Source organism: Streptosporangium sp. NPDC050284, assembly GCF_044459525.1.
Classification (GTDB): domain Bacteria; phylum Actinomycetota; class Actinomycetes; order Streptosporangiales; family Streptosporangiaceae; genus Streptosporangium.
This window is the reverse complement of the sequence record NZ_JBITIZ010000012.1, coordinates 227657-251779: the sequence shown is the minus strand read 5'-3', so window position 1 is coordinate 251779 and position 24123 is coordinate 227657. Positions and strand designations below refer to the sequence as shown.

The window sequence follows — 24123 nt, the reverse complement described above, 5'->3', positions numbered from 1 at the left end:
GCGACGCCTCGGCCGTCAACTCCGTTGAGTGTGGCCGCATCGTGATCAGGAGGCCCTGCCACGTAGCACGGGGCGTGCGGCCCTCTGGGCGTCGTTTGTCGAGAAAGCCTGACACCCCGGCCGGGGTGTCAGGCTCGGTGACCGTCGGGCTCAGAGCTTGCGGATCGATACGGCGTTGTCGCCGACCCCGCCGCCTCGGACGTACACGCACAGGTAGGACTGCACGACGGCGGTGACCGTCCAGCCGGGCGGCGCCGACTGGACGCCGCAGATGATGAGTGTGCGGCCGGAGGGCAGCCCGTTGAGGTTGGTCAGGTTCTGCTGGTTGTTGAGTACGCCGTTGGGGGTTTTGCTGATTTCACAGCTGTTGGAGTAGGACAGCTCCGTGGCGTAGAACCCGGCCGGGGGCGGAGGCGTGATGCAGGTGGTCACCGTGCCGCCGGCGGGGGTGTCGCTGATGACCTTGACGGTTTTCGCGTTGTAGTAGATGGTGCCGGGCTGACCACACTGGTACCAGTCGAAGTAGGCCGTCGGCATCGAGCCTGTGGGGATGGGGGCGTTTGCGCAGACGTTCGAGCTGGGGCCGAGCATCTGTGTCGATGCTCCTGCCGAGGAGGGAGAGAGGCACATGACGGTGGCCACCGCGACGGCGATGGCGGTCAGCAGTCTTCTCATCGGCGCTCCTGACGAGTCGATGTCGGAGAACATTACAACTCATCATTACCAGAAACACGTCTTCAAGAAATGCGCATTGTTACTTAAATGCACAAATGGCATTCTTTGTCACATATATTGCTCATTTCATCAAAAAATGCGACACTTCCGTCGAAAATAGGGCATGCGTATCACCTGCTTAAGGGAGCAGCCTCAATGCTCACGCTCTGTCGGCCGGCGGCGACGGGACGGCGCGGTTCCGAAACCCCGCCACCGGCGAGCGGCGAACCGCGTCGAGACTCCGCCGGCAGACTCGTTCCTATGAGAATCACGCTGGTCCAGGGGGACATCACCGCGCAGCGGGTCGACGCCGTCGTCAACGCCGCCAACTCCTCACTGCTGGGAGGTGGCGGGGTCGACGGGGCCATTCACCGGCGTGGCGGCCCCGCGATCCTCGCCGCCTGCCGCGAGTTGCGCGCCTCGCACTACGGCGAGGGACTGCCGACCGGCCAGGCCGTGGCCACCGTCGCGGGTGAGCTCCCGGCCCGCTGGGTCATCCACACCGTCGGTCCCGTCTTCTCCGCCACCGAGAACCGCTCGCACCTGCTCGCCTCCTGCTACCGCGAATCCCTGCGGGTCGCCGACGAGCTGGGTGCCACCAGTGTCGCCTTCCCCGCGATATCCACCGGCGTCTACCGCTGGCCCATCGACGACGCCGCCCGCATCGCGATCGGCACCGTACGTGCCGCACCGACCGGGGTCACCGACCTGCGGCTCGTACTGTTCACCTCCGACGCCTACGGCGTCTTCGAAAGGACACTTGAGAGCGAGGGCTCCTGAGGGGGCATGAGCGTCGAACGGTCCGGCTCGACCGATCGACCCGCATGCCGTACACCTCGACCGCCTCGCGCCCACCGGCTCAGGCCGAGGTGTCCCGGTGGCGATACCGTACGAGAACGAAGACGCAGGCCAGCCCGATGGCCAGTTCCAACGCGGTCGCGAGCACCAGCCCGCTCGCCGGTATCCCGTCCAGGGTGATGCTCAGCAGGCGGGACAGGCCGTAGGAGAGGTAGATCCCGGCACCGGCGAGTGTGGCGGTGAAGGCCAGTCGTGCGACGAACGCGCCGAGCGCGATCAGTGCGCCGGCCGCGAGCAGCGCGCCGCCCGCAGCCCTGATCTCGCTGAGCAGGCCGGCGTCGCTCCCGAGTTCGATGCCGTTGGTGCCGTGGAAGGCCGCGGGCGCGAACAGGACGGCCGCGCCTATTCCGATCATCACCGCGCCGGACACGAGCAGGACGAGTCTCAGCGGCCTCGCGTGCCGCATCCTCGTCGCGCCCTCCGGCTGGTACGGCGGGCTCGTCATCTCCACGCCCCGGAGTCGGCGGCCGTACGGCAGAAGTCGGTAAAGGTGACGAGGGTACGGCGCATGGTCCGGATGCTCCCTTGGTTGCTGGTGAGTCCAGTCTTGTGCGACACACCTGGACCAACAATAGAAAAAGGTCCGCCTTATTTTGCCGTTCGTCCAGATTCGTGGACGGTCAATCAGGCATGATGAGGTCTGTGCCGAGCGTCCCCCGCCCGTTCCCCGCCCCCGCCGACCTGCTGGGCGAGAGCCTGCACCTGCTCCGGCTCACCGGCACCCTGTACTGCCGCGCCGAGCTCACCGCGCCGTGGGGGGTCGACGTGCCGGCGCTCGACGGGTCGATGGCGTTGCTGGTCGTCACCGCGGGCCACTGCCTGCTGGAGGTCGACGGAGCCGAGCCGCGCCTGCTCCGGCAGGGCAGCCTCACCCTGATCCCGCACGGCACCCCGCACCGGTTGCGGAGCGATCCCGGAGCCGACGTCGAACCGCTCTTCGACATACCGGTCGAGCAGGTCAGCGAGTGCTACGAGATCATGCGCCACGGCGGCGGCGGGGACCTCACACACGCCACCTACGGCGTCGTACGCTTCGACCACGTGGCGGCCCAGCGTCTCGTCGCGCAGCTTCCCGAGGTGCTGCACATCGACGCCTGGGACGAGGACGCCGCCAACTGGCTCAACAGCACGCTCCAGCTCATCTCCCGCGAGGCTCTCACCCTGCGGCCGGGCGGGGAGACCGTCATCACCCGGCTCGCCGACATCCTCGTCGTCCAGGCGATCCGCTCCTGGCTCGACTCGGCGCCCGAGGCGAACCGGGGCTGGCTGGCCGCCCTGCGCGACGAGCAGGTGGGACAGGCGCTCGCGTTGCTCCACCGCGCGCCCGAACGGCAGTGGAGCGTCGCCTCGCTCGCACGGGAGGTCGGCATGTCGCGTTCGGCCTTCTCTGCGCGGTTCACCGACCTGGTCGGCGAGTCCGCCATGCGCTATCTCGCACACTGGCGCATGCAACTGGCCCGCATGCACCTTCGGCGCACATCGGAGCCGCTCTCGGTGGTCGCCCGCCGCTTCGGCTACCAGTCCGAGGCGGCGTTCTGCCGGGCGTTCAAACGGGCCTTCGGTGTGCCACCGGGCAACGTCCGCCAGTCGGCGGACGAGGTGATCCTGACGGCGCGAAGGTGGGACGGCGCCTCGGCGCGTTGAGCCGCGTGGGTGGCGAAGACGTCGGGAGTTCCAAGTCGGAAGCTCTGGGTCGGGAGTTCTGAGTCAAGAGTTCTAAGCTGTCCGATCGTGCGCTTCCTCCCGCTCCGTACCGGTTCTCCGCGACCTCTTCGACGCTTGCCCCTGTTGTCCGCCGTGTGTCTTGCCGTCCTGCCCGCCGGAGCCGCGCAGGCCGCCTCCCCTGAGCCCATACCGGTGACGAACGCCGCCTCCTCCCTGAAGCATGCCGCCGCGCCCGGCTCCTCGTCTCCGAGGCAGGCCGCCGCACCCAAGCCCTCGTTGCTGAAGTCCGGCAGGTTGGCGGCCATCTCGTGCCCGGAGCCGCCGCTCATCGACAGGGGCATCCCGCGGCCGGGCGAGTATCTCACCGCGGTCACGAGATGTCTGAGAACCTCGTGGTCCGCGCACTTCGCCCGGGCCGGGCTGCGGTTCCGCACGCCCACGGTCCGCATCTACTCCGAGCCCGGGCGGCGCGTCTGCGGAATCCCCTGGCCCACGGGCGCGGACGCCTTCTACTGCACGGAGCGGGCCACGCTCGTGTTCCCGCTCACCGGCCTCTGGATCGAGGACAGGACCGACCTGTACCCCTTCAAGGTCGCGGCCCACGAGTACGGCCACCACCTGCAGAGCCTCACCGGCATCAGGAAGCATTTCGAAAGGCGCGTCCGCGCCGAGCGCACCCGTCATTTCGAGCTCCGCCGCCGCTACGAGCTCCAGGCCGACTGCCTGTCGGGGGTGTTCCTGGGCAGCGTACGAGACTCCCTGCCCCGTACCGAGCAGGACTGGAAGGCACTGTCGGAGACACTCCGCGCCAACGGCGACGAGGGCGAGTACCGCACCCACGGCAGCGGCGCCAACCGGGTCCGCTGGTTCGAACGCGGCTACCGGGCGGTCTCCCCCGCCGCCTGCGACACCTGGACCGCTGTGCCGTCCCGGGTGTCCTGACCCGCGAGCCTCGGCCGACGCGGCGCGGTGAGGGCTTCGGCTCCAGCCGGTTGCCCGTACCGGCCGGAACCTCCGGGGTTCGGGCCGGCGCGGTGTCTGCCGACGGGGGCGACCGGCCGGTCGGCGTATCCGCCCTCGGGGCCGGAGCCGTTCCGGCCCAGGCGCTCCAGCAGCGGCGACACCAGTCGCACCACCTGCGGCGTGAACGCGAGCAGCACCGCCGTCACCACGCCTGCGGCGAGGATCACACCGGCGAGCACGTCGTGCGGGTAGTGGACCCCCACCATCACCCGGAGCAGCGCCGCCGCCGCGGCCAGCGGCAGGGTCACCGCGGCGAGGCGGGGACGGAGCAGGGCCAGTCCGACCGCGAGTCCGGCGGCGAGGGTGGCGTGATTGCTCGGAAACGACCAGTCCCCCACTTCGGGGCACTCCGCGATCGCCGCCGCGGCTCCCGGTACCACCCGGCAGGGGCGTTCCTCGACCACCATCAGCTTCACCGTCTCGCTGATCGCGTAGGCGGTGACGGTTCCCACGCCGATCATGACGGTTCCCGCGACGCCGCGTGCGTCCCCCCGGCGCAGGGCGGTCCACCACACTCCGACGAGGAGCAGGCCGAGGATGACGAGGGTGCCCTCGCTGGCGATCTCCATCGCCGTGCTCGCCCAGGTGGGCGCGTTCGCCATCGTCTCGGTCACCGATCGGTAGCCGGAGGCCGAGACGCCTTCGACGACCTTCGCCGGACCGCTCCCGTCCGTTCCCTCCGGCGAAAGCCAGGCGACGGCCCCGGCTCCCAGGGCCAGCGACGCGGTCGAGCCGAGCAGCCGGTTGCGGAGATTGTTCCCACCGTCAGTCTTCATAGCGGATGATCATAAGAAGGAACGCGGCATAACGCCTAAATGAACAACATTTAAAGTTGAGATGAAGGCCGGTGGTCACTCGCGGCCAGATGTCAGGAAAGCCCCCGCTCTCTGCGCGTTCCGCGATCGGCCGCCGTACGCCACCGACCCGTCCCGGCCTCGCCACGGCCTCACGCCGTCCCGCCACGGCCTCGCCTCCACCGGCGGGTCGAACCCGACCGAGACGCCGTAGCCGCGGCCGTCCGCCGGGTGACGGATCCCCGCTCCGCCGTACGACGGACGCGGCCGGCCCGTACCCCGCACGAAAATGGGGGGTGGGCGTCATGGGTAGCATGCTGTGCATGCCTGGCACGACAACCCGTCTCGCGAGGATCAGGCTGGTCATCGCGGACGACCAGGCCATGATCCGCACCGGGCTGCGGTTCGTCGTGGAGGCCGCGACGGACATCGAGGTCGTCGGGGAGGCGGGCGACGGAGTGGAAGCCCTCTCCGTGACCCGGCGGCTACGACCGGACGTGCTGCTGATGGACATCGCGATGCCCCGAATGGACGGCCTGAGCGCCGCCCGGCGACTGCTCGCGGACCCGCATCCGCCCAGGATCGTCATGCTGACCACCTTCGACACCGACGAGAACCTGTACGCCTCGCTCCGCGCCGGAGTGAACGGCTTCCTGCTCAAGTCCTCGCCCCCCGAGCAGCTCATCGAGGCGGTGCGGGTGGCGGCGGCCGGCGAGGCGCTCATCGACCCGGCGGCCGCCATGCGGGTCATCGCCTCGTTCGCCACGCACCACGAACCGGTCGCGCCGCCGGAGCTGGCCACGCTCACCCCGCGCGAACTGGAGGTACTGCGCCTGCTCTCCCGAGGACTGTCCAACCCTGAGATCGCACGGGAGTGCCAGGTCGGCGACGCGACCATCAGAACCCACGTCGCCCGGGTACTGCACAAACTCGGCCTGCGCGACCGGATCCAGGCGGTCGTGTTCGCCTACGAGGCCGGGATCGTGCGGCCAGGACAGCAGGACCGCTCGTGCTGAGGAGACTGCTCGGCGACTGGCGGCCGACCTGGCTGGATCTCCTTCTCTCCCTCGCCGTGGTGATCACCGGTCTCGTCGAGTCCTTCGGCCGTCAGGGCTCCCAGCCCGGCCAGATCAGCGATCCGGTGCCGCTGGCGGTGGGGGCGGTCGTCGCCGGGACACTGCTGCTGCTCCGGCGCAGGTTCCCCACGGCCCTGCTCATCGCGCTCGTCGCGATCGGTCTGGCCGTACGGGCGGTGGCGGGTGACGGCTACTACGCCGCCTGGCACTTCTACTCGACGCTCATCCTCGTGCACACCGTGGCGAGCGCCGCGGAGCTGCGGAGCCGCCGCGGGCTCGCGGGGCTGGCGTGCGTACTGGTGGCGTACGCCGGCCTGCAGACGTTCCAGCGCAACGACATCGCCGAGTTCATGATCAGCGCCGTCTTCATCGGGGTGGCGTACGGGAGCGGTATCCTGCTGCGTCGCCAGATCGACCGGACGTTGCGGCTGGCGGAACGCACCATCCGCCTTGAGGTGGAACGCGAGGAGCGGGCCCGGCAGGCGGTGGCGGAGGAACGGGCCCGGATCGCGAGGGAGCTCCACGACATCGTCTCGCACAACGTGAGCGTGATGACCCTGCACACGGGCGGGGTGCGGATGCGGCTCGGCGAGGAGCACCGGCGGGAGCGCGACATGCTGCTCGGGGTCGAGAAGGCGGGTCGCGAGGCGGTCGAGGAGCTCCGGCTCATGCTGGGAGTGCTCCGCGGGACCGGCGATCCGGACCCCGGCATCTCCCAGCCGAGCCTGGAGCGGCTCGACGAGCTGGTCACGCAGGTCAGGGAGGCCGGATTGGACGTCCGCCTCCGGGTCACCGGTGAGCCGCGCCCCCTGCCGCCGGGACTCGCGCTCTCCGCCTACCGGGTGATCCAGGAGGCTCTGACGAACGTGCTGAAGCACTCTCCCGGCGCCGCCGCCGAGGTCGTCGTCACCCACGGGCCGACCGGGCTGGATGTGGAGATCACCGACGACGGCACGGGCGACGGCACTTCCCCGGCCGACGTACCCGGCTCGGACGGACGGCACTCGGACGGACAACGCTCGGACGGACGGCATTTGGAAGAGCGGCACTCAGAAGAGCCGCGTTCAGAAGGGCGGCGCTCGGGTGGGCACGGGCTGATCGGTATGCGTGAGCGGACCGCGATGCACGACGGCGAGCTGTCCGCGGGTCCCCTGCCCGGCGGCGGTTACCGGGTGGCCGCCCGGTTCCCACTGGACACCTCGGTGGCGACCGGCTGAGCCGTTTCCTGCCCGGCCCACTCCGCGTCGCTCATCCGCAGCATCCGCAGCCCGATCGCGCCGGAACCGGCCAGGTAGAGCAGGCCCCCCACGACCGTGCCGATCGGGAAGACCGGGGCGCCGAAGATACCCGCGATGATCGCGAAAGGGGCCCACCACGGCCCGTGGCCGGCGTGAGCCAGGACCAGGCCGAGCAGGAACAACCCGAGCAGCCCGAGGAAGCCCGGGATCTGGAACCCGAAGGTGGCGCCAGGGTCGGCGAACGCCTGTTCGGCGAGCTTCGCGCCCTCGGCGGGCGGCAGGGCGCGTTCGAGCCGGGAGTAGAAGAAGTCCCCGAGCATCAGCCCGGAGAAGTTCACCACGCCGAGCAGCGCGAGACCACCGGCGAGATGGCCGAAGACGACTCCCCTGTGCCGGATGAGGTGGATCATCCCGATAATTCCCGGGATCAGCAGCACCCAGCTCCAGTGCAGCAGCGAGGCACTGACCGAGACCTGCTCCGGATATCTGCCGTAGACGCCGGTGGTGTCACCCCCCTGCCGCAGGGCCGGGTCGACGATGACGCCCACGATGTAGAGGAGCGGCGCGACGATGAGACACACCCCTGCGGCCCATCTGCGGAAGCCGAGTGGATTGGAGAGCGATGGCATGAGATCTTCCCTTGCGTTCCGGCCCGCACCTGGACCGGCGGGCGAGGACGGGAACGCTAGGCAACGACGCGGCGCGCGTCGTCCTCCTCATGGTCTATCGCCGCTCCGCCGTCCGGCGGACCGCCGTAATCGATTTGACTCTCCAGTTACTGGAGGGTTGATGCTGCTGTGGTGAACGACCGCGACCAACTGCTCACCATCGGACAGCTCGCCGATCGTACGGGCCTGTCGGTGCGCACGATCCGCTTCTGGTCCGACATCGACGTCATCCCGCCGACGCGCCGGTCGGCGGGTGGTTTTCGTCTGTACGACATGGAGGCGGTGGCCCGGCTTGACCTGGTGCGAACACTGCGCGAGTTGGGGCTGGACCTCGACACCGTTCAGAAGGTGCTGACCAGGCAGTGCACGGTGGCCGATGTCGCGCGGGCGCACATGCGGGCGGTGGACACCCAGATCCGCTCCCTGCGGTTGCGCCGGGCGGTGCTGCGGTCGATCGCCGAACAGGAGAGCACGACCGAGGAGATGATACGCATGCACAGGTTGATCCGCCTGTCCGCTCAGGAGCGGCAGCGAATGATCGATGACTTCGTCGACCGTACGTTCGACGGCATCGACCCGCAGGCGCCGGGGGCCCACATCGCGGCCTCGATGCGCCGGCTTCCCGCGGAGCTGCCGGACGATCCCACCCCGGAGCAGGCCGAGGCGTGGCTGGAGCTCGCCGAACTCCTGGGCGACGCCGGCTTCCAGGAGCGCGCACGGCAGATGGCGGTGGCCGGTGCCGCACCCGGCGCCACCTCCGGCGACGAAGGACCGCAGCCGTACGACCCCGCCCTCGTCCTTGAGCACGCGGGGAGAGCGGTGGCCGCCGGCATCGGTCCTGAATCTGCCGAGGGCAGGGCGATCCTGGATCTGATCGTGGATCCGGGGCTGTCCGCCGCGGACCGCGCCCGGTTGGCCGACCAGGTGGAGACGTTCACCGACCGCCGGGTGGAGCGGTACTGGCAGCTCGTGGGTGTGCTGAACGGCAGGCCGCCGTTTCCGTCCAGGGTCCCCGACTTCGAATGGTTCATCGCCGCGCTGCGCGCGTCCTGATTCGCGCCCGCCCTCGGAGACGGGCTCCGAGGGCGGCCGGCACCGTCCGGAGGTGAGAGTCCCCGGGTTCCGATCCCGGGCCGGTTCGCCTTCGTGGTCGTCAATACGGCTTCGCGGCGGACCGCCACGAGAGGAAGAACCTCGTCTTCATCGTTGACGACGTTTACCGCTCTCCCTTAACATCGTCTCTACCAAAGACGACGTTTTACGCATCCCGTGGACGTGGGGCTTCGCCTCGGGCGAGGCGGCGAGTGGTAGTAATGAGACCCGTAAAGGAGGCCGAACAGACAAGTTGGTGCGCCATGACCGAGCACTTCCTCGGCGTTCTCGGCATCGGCGAGGCGCTGGGGGTGAGCCGACACGCGGTGCACAAATGGCGCTCCCGCTATCCGAGCGGTTCGAGCCACCCCTTTCCGGAGCCCGACGTCGAGGTCGACGGGGCTCCCGGCTGGCGGGCCGACCGGCTGGAGGAGATCACGCGGTGGCGTGACGGCCTGCCGGGCCGCGGCGCGGGCGGAGGCCGCCCCTCAGCGGCACGCCAGGAGTATCTGAGGGCGGCGACGGCACGCGGCCTGCATCGGGACGAGGCGATGCGCGCGCTCGTCACGTTCACCGAAGAGTTTCCCGAGATGACCGAGCCGGAGATCTGTGCCTGGCTCATCGAGAAATGGCGCCGGTAGCACTTTTCGGCGACACACCACAAACGAGACGAGAGGCGATGACGCATGCCCGAAATCGGTGGGAGCACCGCACCGGGATTCGAAGGGGTGCGCGAGGCGTTCGCGGCCAACCTGGCCGGTGGACAGGAGGTGGGCGCCGCGGTCGGCGTCTACCTGCACGGCAGGAAGGTCGTGGACCTGTGGGGCGGGATCGCCGATCCCGAGACCGGCCGCCCCTGGGAGCGCGACACCGTGCAGGTCGTGTTCTCCACCACCAAGGGCGTCACCGCCGCCTGCGCGCACCTGCTCGCCCAGCGGGGCGAACTGGACCTCGACGCACCCGTCGCCGCGTACTGGCCGGAGTTCGCGGCGAACGGCAAGGAGCGCGTCCCGGTCCGCTGGCTGCTCACCCACCAGGCGGGACTGCCCGTGATCGACCACCCGATCACCCCGGCCGAGGCGATCGCCTGGGATCCGATGGTGACCGCCCTGGCCGCCCAGCGTCCCTCCTGGGAGCCGGGCACCGCGCACGGCTACCACGCGCACACCTACGGCTGGCTGGTCGGAGAGGTCGTCCGCCGGGTGACCGGCCGCAGCCTCGGCACGTTCCTCGCCGAGGAGATCGCCGAACCGCTCGGCCTGGACCTGTGGATCGGGCTGCCGGAAACCGAGTCGCACCGGGTCAGCCGGATCGTCGCCGACCCGATCGATCTGGACGCGTTCACCCGGATCGACCTGGACGCCCTTCCCGTGCCCGCACGCGAGGTGATGGCGGCGTACGCGGACCCCACGTCGCTGACCAGGCGGGCGATGTCCGTCATCACGCCGCTGCCGGACCACGACGACCCCGCCGAGCAGGCCGCCGAGATGCCCTCGACCAACGGCATCTGCACGGCCCGCTCGCTCGCCCGTTTCTACGCCGCGCTCATCGGCGAGGTCGACGGACATCGCGTCCTCACGCCCGACACCCTGGCCGCGGCGACCGCGGAACAGGTCGCCGGCATCGACCGGGTCCTGCGAGTGCCCGTCCGGATCGGCACCGGTTTCGGCCTGCCGACGCCGGACGCCTTCTGGTACAGCCCGACCGCCTTCGGGTTTCCCGGCTACGGGGGATCGCTCGGCTTCGCCGACCCGGCGAACGACCTCGCCTTCGGTTACGTGATGAACCGTCTCCAGGAAGGCGTACCGGACCACAGAGCCGCCACCCTCCTCGGCGCGGTCCACGACGCACTCGAACTCCGGGCCCGGTAGGCCCCGCTAACCGTCCCGCGACGGCCCTCCGGCGGTGATCCGCAGGCGCCGAATCGGTTTCCTGATCACGAAGCGGCTCGTCATGCCGTTCGGAGACCTCGCCCCGAAGCCCCCGGCGCCGATGAACAACAGCTCCCTTCGTACGGTTTCGGGGTTTGATACCGGTTCGCTCGGTGATCGCGGATCATCGCTAGATTGATCTCCGGTCAACCTCACCTCCCGACAGACCTGACACCAGGTCGTGCACCGGCATCAGCCGAAGGAAGGAAGATCCGCCATGCCCACCAGGACACTGCAGATTCCCACCCCGGACGGCCACGCCGACGCCGTGGCGGCCTTCCCCGACGGCGGCGAACGGCATCCGGGCGTGCTGATGTACACGGACATCTTCGGTGTGCGGCCCGTGCTGAGAGAGATGGCCCGCGAACTGGCCGAGCACGGGTACTACGTGCTCGTCCCCAACCTCTACTACCGGCACGGGCCGGCACCGGTGGTCGAACTTCCGGAGCACATCACCAAGGAGGTCCGGCCCGCGCTCTTCGCCCAGCTGCTGCCCCTCGCCCAGGCGCACACCACCGAACGCGTCCTGGGCGACGCCGACGCCTACCTCGATTTCCTCACCACCCGGCCCGAGGTCGGCGCCGGGCCGGTCGCCGTGGTCGGCTACTGCATGGGCGCCGTCCTGGCGATGCGCACCGCGGCGGCCCACCCCGGCCAGGTGGCCGCCTTCGCCGGATTCCACCCCAGCCCGCTGGTCACCGATGCGCCCGACAGCCCGCACCTCCTCGTTCCCGAACTCACCGCCCAGGTCCACCTCGGCCTCGCGGAAACCGACATGTCGCCCGAGGCCATCGGCGAGCTCAACCAGGCCATGGATGCCGCGGGGCTCACCTACACCACCGAGGTCTACCCCGGTGCCGTCCACGGCTTCACCATGTCCGACACCGATGCCTTCGACCCCGCCGCACTGCGGCGCCACTGGGACCGCCTGCTCCCCCTCCTGGGCCGCACCCTGGCCGGCGGCTGAGAACTCCGGCTCGGAGACCACACCTGACGTACGCCCGGAGTCCATGGCCCGCACGCCGGCGGCCGGGACCCGGTGATCACGGTCATGAGGGTTTCCTCAGGGAACGAGGATGATCTTGCCGCGGGTACGGCCGGACTCGGCGTCGCGGTGTACCGCGGCCAGGTCGGCGAGCGGGCGGGACTCGGAGATGTCGAGACGGACGACGCCCGCGTCGACAAGCTTGACCAGGGCGGCGAGGTCGCTCGTGTCGTTGCGGGCCACGAAGTGCTTCGCGGTCACCGGGGAGTCCGCGGGGAGCCTGAGCGGAACGGTCATGGACACGACGAGGCCGCCTGGCCGGACCAGCGGCACCAGTGGCCTCGCGCCGACCGCGACGATGTGGAGGGCCACGTCCACCGGTTCGTCCAGCGCTTCGGCGACGGGCGTGGCCGTGTAGTCGACGATCTGGTCCGCGCCGAGGCGGCGGACCGCCTCGGCGCTGCGTGGACCGGCCGTGGCGATGACGTACGCCCCGGTGTGCTTGGCGAGCTGGACCGCGAACCCTCCGACGCCGCCGCCCGCGCCGTTGACGAGCACCCGCTGCCCGGACGTGATGTCCGCGTGCTCGAACACCGCCTGCCACGCGGTGAGCCCCGCGATGGGGAGGGCGGCGGCGTGCGCGAGAGGGACACCGGCCGGCGGCTTGACCAGGGTGTCCGCGGCGGCGGTGACGTACTCGGCCGCGGCGCCTCCGCCGTCGAGCCGGCCGACGACCAGGTCGCCGACGGCGAGGGTGCGCACGCCGTCACCGACCTCGACGACCGTACCGGCGACGTCCCCGCCGAGCGTGTACGGCAGGTCGAGCGAGAAGACCGAACGCAGGAGCCCTCGGCGCAGGCCGATGTCGGAGGGATTGAAGGAGGTCGCGGCGACGTCGATCAGCACCTCCCCCGGGCCGGGCACCGGCCTGGGGATGTCGTCGTGGCGGATGACGGAGGCGTCACCGTACTCGTGGATTCGCATGGCTTTCACGCGGTCGAAGCTACGGGCAGGCAGCGAGACGAACCATGCTTGTCGATCCCTTATTCATAATCGATCGTCTCCGCAGGGATATCCTCGCCGTATGGACGTGCTCAGCGACGTGATCGCGGTCATGCGGGCCGGACAGCCGCGCTCGGCGCGGGTGGCCTGGCACGCCCCGTGGGCGCAGCGGTTCGCCCCGATACCCGGGGCCATCGGTCTGCAGGTGATCCTTCAGGGACCGTGCTGGCTCATCGGGCCGGACGGCGACCCGGTGCAACTGGTCGCCGGGGATGTCGTGTTCCGGCCCCACGGGCGCGGGCACACGCTGGCCGACAGCCCGTCGACCTCGCCGGTCGCGCCCGACTGCGACCCGGGTGACCCCCGGTTCCTCCAGCGCTACGTCACCGACACCGTCGGCGCCCCCGAGGGCGCCGGCGCTCCGGCCGCCGTGACGCTCTGCGGCGGGTATCACCTCGACCCGGCCCGCACCCATCCGCTACTGAACGATCTTCCCGAACTCATCCACCTTCCCGCGCACCTCGGGCGACACCCCGAACTGCGCTCCACCGTCGACCTGCTCGCGCGCGAGGTGGAAGGCCCCCGCCTCGGTACGGACGCCATCGTGCCCGCGTTGCTCGACACGCTGCTGCTGCACATCCTGCGCGCCTGGCTCGACCGGCGGCCGGTCTCCGAGAGCACGGGCTGGGCTGCGGCGCTCAACGACCCGGCCACCACCGCCGCGCTGCAGGCCATGCACAGCGACCCTGCGCGACCGTGGACCGTCGCGACGCTCGCCGCCGAGGCGGGACTGTCCCGGGCGCCGTTCGCCCGCCGCTTCACCGCTTTGCTCGGCCGGCCGCCGCTGACCTACCTGACCTGGTGGCGGATGACCATCGCCGCCCGACTCCTGCGCGAATCCGACGCCCCGCTGCACTCCGTCGCGACCAGGGTCGGCTACACCTCGGAGTTCGCCTTCGCCAACGCGTTCAAACGCCGGTACGGCACCGCCCCCGGCAGATACCGCCGCAGTGGGTAGAACAACGTCATGGTGCCCCGAGACCACGAACTCCTGCAAGCCGCCCGACGCGTCGCCGTCGCGATGGGCTTCACCCCCGACGAGGTCATGCGACGCGTCGTTGAGCTGGGGCGCGGCGAGCGCCTCGGCTGTTCCAGCGGCGAACTCCTGCTGCTCGCCCTCGCCCAGCTCGCGCCCGAGCGGCCGATCTCTCAGAAAGCCGGGGGGCGCGCCTCGGCGGTCGAGACCGTCGAGGCACCACGCCTCGGCGTCGCCGCCGGCGGGTCCACCCCGACGTGGGAGGGAGACATCCGCTGATTTCCGCGCTCGGCCTCCCCGGAGGCCGACGGCGGCCCAGCGGAGATCATCCCTGAGCACGGGGCGCCCCCAGTCCGATCGCCTGAGACGGTTGCGATCGTCCCCCTCGGAAATACTGGAGCGATGTTCGAAGGCTTCGAGGAAAAATCGGTCCAGGTCGAGGAGGCGTCCATTCTCACCCGCTACGGCGGGGAGGGCCCGCCGGTGCTGTTGCTGCACGGTCACCCCCGGACCTCGGCGACCTGGCACCGCGTCGCGCCTCTACTCGTCGAGCGCGGTTTCACGGTCGTCTGTCCCGATCTGAGGGGATACGGTCGCTCGCGCGGTCCGGCCCCCACCCCCGACCACTCCGGGCACTCCAAGCGCGCCGTCGCGAACGACATGGTGGCGGTGATGCGTTCTCTGGGACACGACCGGTTCGCTCTCGCCGGACACGACCGAGGGGGTGCCGTCGCGTTCCGCCTCGCCCTGGATCACCAGGACGCGGTGTCCCGGGTGGCGCTCCTGGACTGCCTGCCCATCAGCGAGCACCTGTCCCGTATCACCGTGAAGTTCGCGACGCAGTGGTGGCACTGGTTCTTCTTCGCGCAGCCGGGCACTCCGGAACGCGTCATCAACGCCGACCCCGACAGCTGGTACCACGGCGATCCGGAGAGCATGGGCCGGGAGAACTACGACGAGTTCCGTGAGGCCACCCGGAATCCCGACGTGGTGCGGGCCATGCTGGAGGACTACCGGGCCGGTCTCACCGTCGACCTGCGCGACGAGGAGGCCGACCGGGCCGCCGGCGTGCGGCTGCGGTGTCCCGCCCTGGCCCTGTGGTCGCTGCGCGACGACCTCGAAGACCTGTACGGCGATCCGCTGGAAATCTGGCGGGACTGGGCCGGCGACGTACGCGGCCATGGGATCGACTCCGGCCACCACATGGCGGAAGAGGCCCCGGACGCTCTCGCCGCCGCCCTCGGCGACTTCTTCCACGGCTGACCTCGAGGGACCGGTTTCCTGCGTGACCGCCCGGTGCGGGGTCGAGGGGTCATCGCCGTCAGGGCCCGGAGGTTCGCCCTGCTCTCGACGCGCACGCTCGAATCCTCGCTTTGATGGAATCGAAAATCTGTAGTGACCGAGGTAGACATCCGCGTCGAGTGAGGATAGAGTTCCTGACATCGCAAGGAACGGTTCCACGAGGGCAGAGCAGGACGTAGGCATCACGACGAACTGCCCGGACGAGCGTGGACATCGCAGGACGACGAAGAAAGACGGGCAGAGAAGGTCGGACGTGCCAGGACCGAGCAGTTGAAAGGGTCCCGGCCGTGGACGCGCTGCCACCGCAGTGAAACGAGTACCAACGTCGGACGTGCCAGGACCGAGCAGTTGAAAGGGTCCCGGCCGTGGACGCGCAGCCGCCGCAGTGAAACGAGTACCAACGTCGGACGTGCTGGGACCGGCGGTAGATGAAGGGTTCCGGCCGTGGACGCGCAGCTGCGACAAGTGATGCATGAGCTCGAAGAGGACAGATAGCGAAAGGAGTGTTGAACGCCATCAGGATCGCCCGTTGCCGGTTGATGTTTGCCGCACGGGTACCGCAGTCCCACAGATTGGAAGGTGGTCTACGGTCACGCATACGCGATCCCCGCATCCCCGCCCCCTGCGGGCGGCCAATGCGGAAGAAACAGGTTGGCCCCAGGGCCGATAGATGGTGTTGAACCTCGTGGGTCCCGGCGCATCATGGCGCCGGGACCCCTGTTGGCGTTACAGGAAGGTTGTATGGATCAAACACCGATGGCGTCGGCCGTACGCGCGGAGCCCAGACTTCGCGACACCGCCGATAAGGCTGAAACGGCCGGTAAGGCCGACACCGCGGGCAGAGCCGACGAGCTCCCCGCCACACCGGGCGAGGTCTCCGCTCACCGGTTCGACGACGAGGACTACCCCGCCTACAGCATGGGCCGGGCCGCCGAGATGCTCGGCGTCACCCCGGCGTTCCTGCGCAGCCTGGGCACCGCCAGACTGATCGAGCCGCAGCGCTCCGAGGGCGGCCACCGCCGCTACTCCCGCTACCAGCTCCGCCTGGCCGGCCGCGCCCGCGAACTGGTCGACCAGGGCACCGCCCTGGAGGCCGCCTGCCGCATCATCATCCTGGAAGACCAACTCGCCGAGGCCCTGCGCATCAACACCGAACTCCGGCAGGCCCGTGACCGGCAACAGCCCGACAGCGCGGACCGCCGCTCGGCATAAGGCCGGCGATCCGCGGCACGGCAAGACGAGCCATGGGGCGACTCTCGGTCGCCCCGCCTCCGGCTAGAGGTCGATCTGGTAGAGGATGAAACCCCTGTTCACGGCGACCTTTTCGTAGAGCCGCCGGGCCTCGGTGTTGGTCTCCTTGGTCGACCAGTAGACCCGGCTGCAGTCGCGGGCGCTCGCCCACTCGGTCACCGCACCGATCAGCGCCCGCCCCGCCCCCTTGCCCCTGGCCTGCGGCGCGGTGAACAGGTCCTGGAGGTAGCACACGTCCAGCGCCGTGGTGCTCGAGTGGATGAGGAAGTGCGCGATGCCGACCAGCTCGTCGTCGAGCTTCGCGCCGAGGGCGTGCATACGAACGTCCTCCCGGAACTCGTCCCAGGCACGGTCGTACAGCTGGGGCGGGAGCGTGCGCTCGTAGAAGTCGTTGTAGCCACGGAAGAGGGTTTCCCAGCGGGGACGGTCAGCGGGGGTGAGCTTGCCGATCCTGAGCATGCGATGTCCTTCAGGCGAGGGTCGGGAGTTCAGACTCCGTATCCCCCGTGAGGACCGTCCCGAACGTTGACCGGCTGTCGCTTCCCGACAACCCGGGGAACCGTCCCGAACGTCGATCAGGTATACCTTCCCGACAGCACGGGGGAACCGTTCCGAACGTCGACCGGGTGTCGCTTCCCGACAACCGGCCACCGCTTCTCACTCCTCGCCCGACAACCTGCCACCGCGCTTTCCTCCCTACTCGGCCCCGTCCCCACCGAGATCCCACCGCACTTCCTCCCCCACCTGGCGGCGTGGTATCAATTAAATGACCATATACGGATATACGGTCAAACTTTCCCGAAATGACGGGGGCTATGAAACCGGAGACCAGAAGGGTGGGGCGACCTCCGCAGGACGCCTCCCAGCGGCTCGCGCGGGCGCACCGCATCCTGGACGCCACCGCCGACCTCGTCCTGCGCTGGGGGTACGACAAGACCACCGTCGAGGACATCGCCCGACGGGCCGCGGTCGCCAAGGGCACGATCTACCTGCACTGGAAGACGCGCGAGGAGTTGTTCGTCGCGCTGCTGCGCCGCGAGCGGGTCGAGATGATCACCGAGGTGCGACGGCGCGTCGGAGACGGCCCGGCCACCCTCCGCGACCTGCTCAGGCTGCTCGCCCTGGAACTCCTCGGCAGGCCCCTGATGCGCGCGAGCATCCTGGGCGACTCGGAGGTGCTGGGCAGGCTCACCCGCCAGAAGTGGGACGGCACAGCCGAGGCGGAACTGGGCGGCGGTTTTCAGACCTACCTCGGCACGCTGCTGAAACACGGCGCGCTGCGGAGCGACCTGTCGCCCGCCGAACACGTGACCACGTTCGTCTCCGTCCTGTACGGATTCCTGACCGTCTCGCCGATGATGCCCGCCGGGTACAGGCCGTCCGACGAGCGGCTGGCGGAGCTGGTCGCCGATGCCGGCGGCAACGCGATGGAGGCCACCGGCCCCGCCACCGTCTCCGCCACCGTCTCCGGCACCGGCACCGATCCCGCCTCCGCCGCCGTCACCCGAGCGGTGACACGGGCCACCCTGGAGTACGTCGACGCCGCCCTGGAGGCCGCGCAGCGGAAACTTCGCGTCTCCCTCGGCTTCGAGGAGACCGACCGGTTCGAGGAGCACGAGGAGAACAAGGAGAACGCGCGGTGAAGACCCTCCCCCTTGACGGCGAAGCGGCCGATCTCGCACTGGCGGGCGGCAAGGGAGCCTCGCTGGCCCGGATGGCCCGCGCGGGCCTCCCGGTCCCCGACGGCTTCCACGTCACCACGGACGCCTACCGCGACTTCGTCTCCCGCGGCGGACTGAACGACCAGATCATGGAGGCCGTCTCGGGCATGTCCGCCGAACAGGCGTCGCGGCGGATCGCGGCCTTGTTCTCCGAGCGGGAGATCCCGGCGGAGACCGCCGCCGAGATCCGCGCGGCCTACGCGAGGCTCGGCGAGGACGTGCCGGTCGCCGTACGCTCGTCGGCCACCGCTGAGGACCTGCCCGACATGTCGTTCGCCGGACAGCAGGACACCTACCTCAACATCCGGGGTGACGGCCTGCTGGACGCGGTCCGACGCTGCTGGGCCTCGCTGTGGACGGCGCGCGCCATCGCCTACCGGGCCTCGAACGGCGTACCCCAGGACGACGTGGCGCTGGCGGTGGTGGTCCAGGAACTGGTGGCCGCCGACGCGGCGGGCATCCTGTTCACCGCGAACCCGGTCACCGGCGCGCGGGACCAGGTCGTGATCAACGCCTCGTGGGGACTGGGCGAGGCCGTCGTCGGGGGGCAGGTGACACCCGACACCGTCGTCGTCTCCAAGGACGGCGGCGAGATCGTCGAAGAGCGCGTCGGCGACAAGACCGTGATGACGGTCCGCACCCCCGGCGGCACCCGTGAGGAGGCCGTACCCGAGAACCTGCGCCACCGGCCCGTGCTCACCCCCGCCGAGGTCACCCGGCTCGCGCGGCTCGCGACGCGGATCGAGGAGTTGTACGGGACGCCCATGGACGTGGAGTGGGTCAGGCGCGAGGGGGTGTTCCTCGTCGTGCAGGCCCGCCCGATCACCCGGCTCAGGCAGCCCGTCGAGGAGTGGAACGACAGCCTGACCGGCGACTACCTGTGGACCGGCGCCAACCTCGGCGAAGCCATCCCCGACGTGATGACGCCGTGCACCTGGTCACTCGTCCAGATCTTCATAGGGGAGGCGATGTCGACGTCGAAGGTGCCCGGCTTCGGCCTGGTCGGCAACATCGGCGGACGCTTCTACATGAACCTGAGCGTCGCGTTCTCGGTGGCGCAAGCCCTGGGCATGCGGAGAAGGCTCGGCGCGATCGAGCAGGTCTTCGGCAGGCTCCCGCGCGACCTGGACGTACCGTTGCTGCCCGCCTCGCGCCTGCGGATCATCAGAGGCGTGCTGCCGCTCGCCTTCACCCTGCGCAGGCGGGTCGCGGTCAACACCAGGAAGATGCCAGGTTTCCTCGCCACGGCGCGACAGCGCTGCGAGGCGCTGCGCGAGCGGATCGCCGCCACCGCGACAACCGGCGAGCTGGCCGGGCTGTGGGAGGGGGAACTGCTTCCGTACTTCGTCGAGGCCTGCCAGATCCTGGAGGCCTCCGGACGGCAGGGCGGCGCCGCCCTGGTCATGACCCGCGACAGGCTGCGCACGCTGGTGGGTGAGATCGACGCCGAGGCCATGCTCACCGGCGCCAACGCCGACGGGGAGCTCGCCAGCCTCGGGACGATCGTCGGCCTGGAGAGGCTGGCCGCGCGGGAGATCGACAGGGAGACCTTCGCCCGCCTCTACGGGCACCGTGGCGCGCACGAGTTCGAGGTCTCCATCCCCCGGCCCGGCGAGGATCCGCGATGGATCGACGCGCAGCTCGCGGCCATCTCCGAGAGCAACGGGCACGCCGGTACGCTGCTCGACCACCAGCGGGAGGCGCGTGAGGCGGCCTGGAGGCGCTTCGGGGAGCGCCACCCCCGCGAGGTCGCGAAAACGCGCCTGCGGGTGGCGCGGTGGAACGCGATCGTCCGTGACCGGGAATCGGCCCGCTCGGAGGTGATCCGCGCCTTCTGGGCGTTGCGTACCTTCGTCCTGCGGGCCGGTGAGCTCACCGGCCGCGGTGACGACCTGTTCTTCCTGTCGATCCAGGAGATCCTCGCCGTCCTGCGCGGCGACGACACTCCGACCGCGAAGGTGGCGGTCCGGCGGGCGACGTACGAACGGTACGCGGCCCTGCCCGCCTACCCCACGCTGATCATCGGCCGTTTCGATCCGGAACGCTGGGCCGCCGATCCCGACCGGCGCGGCGACATCTTCGACGCCAGGGGCGGCGGCGCCCCGGTGAGCGACACCGTGACCGGCTTTCCCGGGGCGCCGGGCGTCGTCGAGGGCGTGGCCCGCGTCATCGCCGGCCCCGAGGACGGTGACAGGCTCGCACCCGGCGAGATCCTCGTGACGACGCTGACCAACATCGGCTGGACCCCGATGTTCCCCCGCGCCGCCGCCGTGGTGACCGACATGGGCGCTCCGTTGTCACACGCCTCGATCGTCGCCCGTGAGCTCGGCATCCCGGCCGTGGTCGGCACCGGCAACGCGACCATGCGCCTGCGCGACGGCGACCGGATCAGGGTCGACGGCGAGCGCGGCACCGTCGAACTCCTGGAGCGGTGATCCCCCGGAAACCGAACCCCCCTGCCCCCTCAGCACCGCCCGGCTTGACCACTTCGGCGCCCCGGCCTGTCGACCTTAGCGCCGCCCGACTTGGCCTCTCAGCACCCCTGACTTGACCTCTCAGCACCGCCCGGCCTGATCACTTCGGGGCCGGCTCCGGCGCGGGATCCGGCCGCCAGGGGCCGCCGTGGTCGAGCAGGCGTTCCAGCCTCTCCGCGTACGGCCGCCAGTCCAGCCCTCTGCCCGCGGCCCAGGTGTCGTCGTGGCAGGTCCGCAGGTGGCGCGGATCGGCGTCGCCGAGCACGGTCACCACGTCACCTCCGACACCCTGGGCGCGCATACGCGTGACCATCTCCAGCGCGCCCCACAGGTTCGTTCCGGTGGCGGCACCGACCGGGGATCCGATGTCCCTGCGAACGCGGCGGGCCGCGGCCACACTCGCGGCGTCCGGTACGGGAATGACCAGGTCGACGAGGTCGGGGACGAACCCCGGCTCCAGGCGCGGCCGGCCGATCCCCTCGATCCGGGAGGGCATGCCCGTGCCGTAGTCGGCGGCGCCGCTCGCCCAGCCGGGGAAGTAGGCGGAGTTCTCGGGATCGACCACGGCCAGCCGTCCCGGCAGGTCATGGGTGCGCAGGTGGCGGCCGACGGCCGCGGACGTGGCGCCGGTGCCGGCGCCGACCACGACCCAGCGCGGGCACTCCTCCACCTGCCCGAACAGCTCTTCGGCCAGGCTCCCTCCGCGCCAGTCGACGTCCGCCGCCGAGGTGTAGTGGTCCAGGTAGTGGCCGTCCACCCGCTCGGCCAGCTTCGCGGCCTCCGCGTAGATCGCGAGGGGCGGATCGACGTGCAGGCATCTCCCGCCCAGCCGTTCGACCCCCTCCCCGGACGACCTCTTCGGCATGACGGCGACATACGGCAGGCCGAGCAGCCGGGCGAAGTACGCCTGCGCGACGGCCATCGCGCCCCCGGTGGCCTCCACCACGGTGGTGCCCTCCACGATCAGGCCCGCGGTGATCGCCCGCGCGAAGAGTGCCCGCGCCAGCCGGTGCTTGAGATTGCCCGTCGGCTGCGCGGACTCGTCCTTCAGCCACAACCGCACCTCCCATCCGGCGGGCAGCGGGAACCGGTGCAGCGGTGTGGGAGGGGTCCGCTCCCTCTCGCCGTCCAGCTTCGCGATCGCCTCCACCGCCCACGTACCACCACTCATGACGGCAATCTAGTGCGATTCACCCGTCTGACGGTGACCGAAGATCCGCGGGGATCGGCCGGGTCAGCGGCCGAATGCGCGGCGCTCCGGCGGGGCGAGGGTGAAGGACCCGGTGAACCAGGCGGCGAGCAGCGCGCGGTCGATCAGTGTCAGGTCGGTGCCCGCCGCGTACTCCCTGGCGGGAGCCGTGAACGTCGCGGAGGTGACGAGCACGCCGCGGTGACCGGGGTAGGCGTGGAGCGCGCCGAGGAGGTCGCGGATCTGGGGTGAGCCGACCGAGGTGCCCCAGCGCTTGCACTGGATGACGAAGCGGTCGCCGCCGGGCGCGGTCGCGACGACGTCGACGCCGCCGTCACCGCTGCCGCCGATCCTGCGCACCCCGCGAAAACCCTCTCGCCGCAACAGAGCCTCGACGAGGGCCTCGAACCGGTCGCCGGTCATGCGGTCGACGCTTTCGAGGCGCGCGTTGACCTCCAGCCATTCCCGCTCCCGGGCCTCGATCACCCGATGACGCAGCAGGAGTGCCCCGGCCAGAGCCGCGATCAGCGCGATCGTACCGCCGATCACCAGCGGCCAGTTGGCGATGACGACGTCGACGAGCCACATCCCGACCACGACGAGGGCGATGGCCGCGACCACCCACAGGAACGGGCCTCCGTCGTCCTTGCCTCGGCGCGATCTTCGCCCGCCGGGTGCCCGCCGTCGCACCGTCTTGGCGGGTGTCCGTCGCCGTGCCATCGCGCACCTCCGGGGGACGAGGTTGGAACGTTGCCGCTGACCCTGCCGACTCTGACAACGGGCACCGACATTTTTCAGGGTGACGTGCCTGAGGCGGCATGCCTCAGGGGGAACGTGCTTCGGGGTAGCCGGTGGGCGTGGAATCACGTCGGCCGTGCCGGATGCGCCCCACCCGTGGCGATGCCGCGTATCCCTCCCGTTCGGACTCGGGGTCTGGAAGGGCGTGAAGTGTCCGGGAACCTCACGGGTGCCGGGTAGGAGCGGGCGCGTCCTCGTGGAGTGTCCCGCTCACGCCCCCGACAGCGGCGAGGCGCTCCGCGATGTCGGTGACGAGTGCCGCCTCCTCGTCCCCCGGACGGAGGTGATCCCCTGGAAGGGTACGCAGCTCGAATCCGGACGCCGCGACGCGGCTCCAGGCGCGCATCTCCCCGTGGCTCACGCACGGGTCGCCCGTCCCCAGGTAGCCGGTGATCGGAACGGTGACCGGCGGGGTGGACGCGGGCCGGTAGGCGTGCAGGAGGTCGTGGTCGGCCCGCAGCGCGATCATCGCCAGGTCCATCAGCTCCGGAAAGCGCAGGAGCGTCGGGTCCGCGGCGGCGGCCCACTCGGTGAGCTGACGGTCACCCACGGGGATCCTTCGCGCGTCGTCCGCGCACAGGTGCGGCGCCGCGTGCGCCGACACCAGCAGCGCCACCGGGGAGATCCGGTACTGTCCGGCGAGCCTGACCGCGACCTCGTACGCGACCACGGCGCCCATACCGTGCCCGAACAGGGCGAGCGGCCGGTCCGAGAGAGGGAGCAGTGCCCGGCATACCTGGTCGGCGAGAGGTTCCATGTGGTCGATCGGCCGCTCGTTGGCGCGGTTCTGCCTGCCGGGGTAACACACGGCGGAGAGCTCGATGTCGGCGGGCAGCCGGTCCTGCCACCCCTGGTAGGAGGTCGGGGCACCTCCGGCGTGGGGAAAACAGACGAGGCGCAGGCGAGGCTCGGCGAGCGGGCACTGCCTGCGCAACCACAGGCGGGAGTCCACCGAGTGCGTCATTTCGGGAACTTCCCACTCAGGGGCGCCTAGTTCGGGGGCATCCGAACCAGGGACGTCGAGATCGGGGCCGGGGACATCGGATCTCGACGTCCCAGAACCAGGGACATCGAGATCGGGCCCGAGGGCAACGGAACCCGAGACTCCGGAACCTGGAATATCGAGATCAGGAGCGCTGGGATCGGGCACTCCCGGACCTGGGAGACCTGGCCTTCGAGGACCGGGATCCGGGCCCCCTGGACCGGGGCCGGGAAGTCCCGGGCCGGGACCGGGGATTCCGGGGCCGGGACCTCCAGGACCAGGACCTCCGGGACCGGGGATTCCAGGACCGGGGACGGCCGGGTC

General features: G+C 70.3%; 24 protein-coding genes. 15 read left to right on the top strand and 9 right to left on the bottom strand.

Annotated elements, in window-relative coordinates; genetic code table 11:
* Positions 1-150 precede the first annotated feature (150 nt).
* Positions 151-675: a hypothetical protein gene (locus tag ACIBH4_RS27445; protein ID WP_362501679.1), complete on the bottom strand. Its 525-nt coding sequence runs from the start codon at positions 673-675 to the stop codon at positions 151-153.
* A gap of 300 nt (positions 676-975) precedes the next feature.
* Here ACIBH4_RS27445 and ACIBH4_RS27440 point away from each other — a divergent pair, with 300 nt between their 5' ends.
* On the top strand, positions 976-1494 hold the full coding sequence (locus ACIBH4_RS27440) for an O-acetyl-ADP-ribose deacetylase (RefSeq protein ID WP_362501677.1): 519 nt from the start codon (positions 976-978) through the stop codon (positions 1492-1494).
* Between the two features lie 79 nt (positions 1495-1573).
* On the opposite strand, the gene ACIBH4_RS27435 is transcribed toward ACIBH4_RS27440, so the two are convergent.
* Entirely contained in the window at positions 1574-2017 is a 444-nt protein-coding gene (locus ACIBH4_RS27435) for a DUF4345 domain-containing protein (protein ID WP_362768169.1), read from the bottom strand.
* A 197-nt stretch (positions 2018-2214) separates the two neighbouring features.
* Between ACIBH4_RS27435 and ACIBH4_RS27430 the strand changes: the two genes are divergently transcribed.
* Together ACIBH4_RS27430 and ACIBH4_RS27425 are read left to right on the top strand one after the other, a co-directional pair.
* Positions 2215-3216: an AraC family transcriptional regulator gene (locus ACIBH4_RS27430; RefSeq protein WP_362768172.1), complete on the top strand. Its 1002-nt coding sequence runs from the start codon at positions 2215-2217 to the stop codon at positions 3214-3216.
* Positions 3217-3369: 153 nt separating this feature from the next.
* Positions 3370-4179, top strand: coding sequence for a neutral zinc metallopeptidase (locus ACIBH4_RS27425; RefSeq protein ID WP_362768241.1), 810 nt, complete (start codon positions 3370-3372; stop codon positions 4177-4179).
* Here ACIBH4_RS27425 and ACIBH4_RS27420 read toward each other — a convergent pair.
* A complete protein-coding gene (locus tag ACIBH4_RS27420) occupies positions 4116-5036 on the bottom strand; it encodes a phosphatase PAP2 family protein (protein ID WP_362501669.1) in 921 nt (306 codons plus the stop codon). The two genes, ACIBH4_RS27425 and ACIBH4_RS27420, sit on opposite strands and share 64 nt — an antisense overlap.
* Positions 5037-5377: 341 nt before the next feature.
* Here ACIBH4_RS27420 and ACIBH4_RS27415 point away from each other — a divergent pair, with 341 nt between their 5' ends.
* Together ACIBH4_RS27415 and ACIBH4_RS27410 are read left to right on the top strand one after the other, a co-directional pair.
* The gene (locus ACIBH4_RS27415; protein ID WP_362501667.1) at positions 5378-6070 is read left to right on the top strand and encodes a response regulator transcription factor; all 693 of its coding nucleotides are present in this window, start codon (positions 5378-5380) and stop codon (positions 6068-6070) included.
* Positions 6064-7347, top strand: a complete 1284-nt coding sequence (locus ACIBH4_RS27410; RefSeq protein WP_362768175.1) for a histidine kinase — start codon at positions 6064-6066, stop codon at positions 7345-7347. The genes ACIBH4_RS27415 and ACIBH4_RS27410 overlap by 7 nt, the downstream gene beginning before the upstream one ends.
* Here the strand turns inward: ACIBH4_RS27410 and ACIBH4_RS27405 are convergent.
* Entirely contained in the window at positions 7296-7997 is a 702-nt protein-coding gene (locus tag ACIBH4_RS27405) for a hypothetical protein (RefSeq protein ID WP_362768178.1), read from the bottom strand. The genes ACIBH4_RS27410 and ACIBH4_RS27405 overlap by 52 nt on opposite strands.
* A 171-nt stretch (positions 7998-8168) precedes the next feature.
* Between ACIBH4_RS27405 and ACIBH4_RS27400 the strand changes: the two genes are divergently transcribed.
* From ACIBH4_RS27400 to ACIBH4_RS27385, 4 genes are all read left to right on the top strand, one after another.
* The gene (locus ACIBH4_RS27400) at positions 8169-9089 is read left to right on the top strand and encodes a MerR family transcriptional regulator (protein WP_362768181.1); all 921 of its coding nucleotides are present in this window, start codon (positions 8169-8171) and stop codon (positions 9087-9089) included.
* A 302-nt stretch (positions 9090-9391) separates the two neighbouring features.
* Positions 9392-9769 carry a hypothetical protein gene (locus ACIBH4_RS27395; RefSeq protein ID WP_362501659.1) on the top strand — a complete coding sequence of 126 codons (378 nt, stop codon included), beginning with the start codon at positions 9392-9394 and terminating at the stop codon, positions 9767-9769.
* Positions 9770-9814: 45 nt separating this feature from the next.
* Positions 9815-10999 carry a serine hydrolase domain-containing protein gene (locus ACIBH4_RS27390; protein ID WP_362768184.1) on the top strand — a complete coding sequence of 395 codons (1185 nt, stop codon included), beginning with the start codon at positions 9815-9817 and terminating at the stop codon, positions 10997-10999.
* A 277-nt stretch (positions 11000-11276) separates the two neighbouring features.
* Positions 11277-12026 carry a dienelactone hydrolase family protein gene (locus ACIBH4_RS27385; protein ID WP_362768186.1) on the top strand — a complete coding sequence of 250 codons (750 nt, stop codon included), beginning with the start codon at positions 11277-11279 and terminating at the stop codon, positions 12024-12026.
* A 96-nt stretch (positions 12027-12122) separates the two neighbouring features.
* Here ACIBH4_RS27385 and ACIBH4_RS27380 read toward each other — a convergent pair whose 3' ends face one another.
* Complete coding sequence (locus ACIBH4_RS27380; protein ID WP_362768244.1) at positions 12123-13028, bottom strand: NADP-dependent oxidoreductase; 906 nt, start codon at positions 13026-13028, stop codon at positions 12123-12125.
* 100 nt (positions 13029-13128) lie between these two features.
* On the opposite strand from ACIBH4_RS27380, the gene ACIBH4_RS27375 reads away from it, so the two are divergent.
* The 4 genes from ACIBH4_RS27375 (at position 13129) to ACIBH4_RS27360 (ending at position 16596) form a co-directional block, all read left to right on the top strand.
* Positions 13129-14064 carry an AraC family transcriptional regulator gene (locus ACIBH4_RS27375; RefSeq protein ID WP_362501653.1) on the top strand — a complete coding sequence of 312 codons (936 nt, stop codon included), beginning with the start codon at positions 13129-13131 and terminating at the stop codon, positions 14062-14064.
* A gap of 9 nt (positions 14065-14073) precedes the next feature.
* Positions 14074-14361, top strand: coding sequence for a hypothetical protein (locus ACIBH4_RS27370; RefSeq protein ID WP_362501651.1), 288 nt, complete (start codon positions 14074-14076; stop codon positions 14359-14361).
* 123 nt (positions 14362-14484) lie between these two features.
* The gene (locus ACIBH4_RS27365; protein WP_362768188.1) at positions 14485-15345 is read left to right on the top strand and encodes an alpha/beta hydrolase; all 861 of its coding nucleotides are present in this window, start codon (positions 14485-14487) and stop codon (positions 15343-15345) included.
* Between the two features lie 957 nt (positions 15346-16302).
* Positions 16303-16596, top strand: a complete 294-nt coding sequence (locus ACIBH4_RS27360) for a MerR family transcriptional regulator (RefSeq protein ID WP_362502229.1) — start codon at positions 16303-16305, stop codon at positions 16594-16596.
* Positions 16597-16659: 63 nt separating this feature from the next.
* Here ACIBH4_RS27360 and ACIBH4_RS27355 read toward each other — a convergent pair whose 3' ends face one another.
* On the bottom strand, positions 16660-17094 hold the full coding sequence (locus tag ACIBH4_RS27355; RefSeq protein ID WP_362501647.1) for a GNAT family N-acetyltransferase: 435 nt from the start codon (positions 17092-17094) through the stop codon (positions 16660-16662).
* 356 nt (positions 17095-17450) lie between these two features.
* Here ACIBH4_RS27355 and ACIBH4_RS27350 point away from each other — a divergent pair, with 356 nt between their 5' ends.
* Complete coding sequence (locus ACIBH4_RS27350; protein WP_399173066.1) at positions 17451-18278, top strand: TetR/AcrR family transcriptional regulator; 828 nt, start codon at positions 17451-17453, stop codon at positions 18276-18278.
* Complete coding sequence (locus ACIBH4_RS27345; RefSeq protein ID WP_362768193.1) at positions 18275-20791, top strand: PEP/pyruvate-binding domain-containing protein; 2517 nt, start codon at positions 18275-18277, stop codon at positions 20789-20791. Before ACIBH4_RS27350 ends, ACIBH4_RS27345 begins: the two co-directional genes overlap by 4 nt.
* 139 nt (positions 20792-20930) lie before the next feature.
* Here the strand turns inward: ACIBH4_RS27345 and ACIBH4_RS27340 are convergent, their stop codons facing one another.
* From ACIBH4_RS27340 to ACIBH4_RS27330, 3 genes are all read right to left on the bottom strand, one after another.
* On the bottom strand, positions 20931-22001 hold the full coding sequence (locus ACIBH4_RS27340; protein WP_362501641.1) for a pyridoxal-phosphate dependent enzyme: 1071 nt from the start codon (positions 21999-22001) through the stop codon (positions 20931-20933).
* 63 nt (positions 22002-22064) lie between these two features.
* Positions 22065-22739: a restriction endonuclease gene (locus ACIBH4_RS27335; protein ID WP_362768196.1), complete on the bottom strand. Its 675-nt coding sequence runs from the start codon at positions 22737-22739 to the stop codon at positions 22065-22067.
* Between the two features lie 241 nt (positions 22740-22980).
* Positions 22981-23781: an alpha/beta fold hydrolase gene (locus ACIBH4_RS27330; protein ID WP_362501637.1), complete on the bottom strand. Its 801-nt coding sequence runs from the start codon at positions 23779-23781 to the stop codon at positions 22981-22983.
* Between the last annotated feature and the right edge of the window lie 342 nt (positions 23782-24123).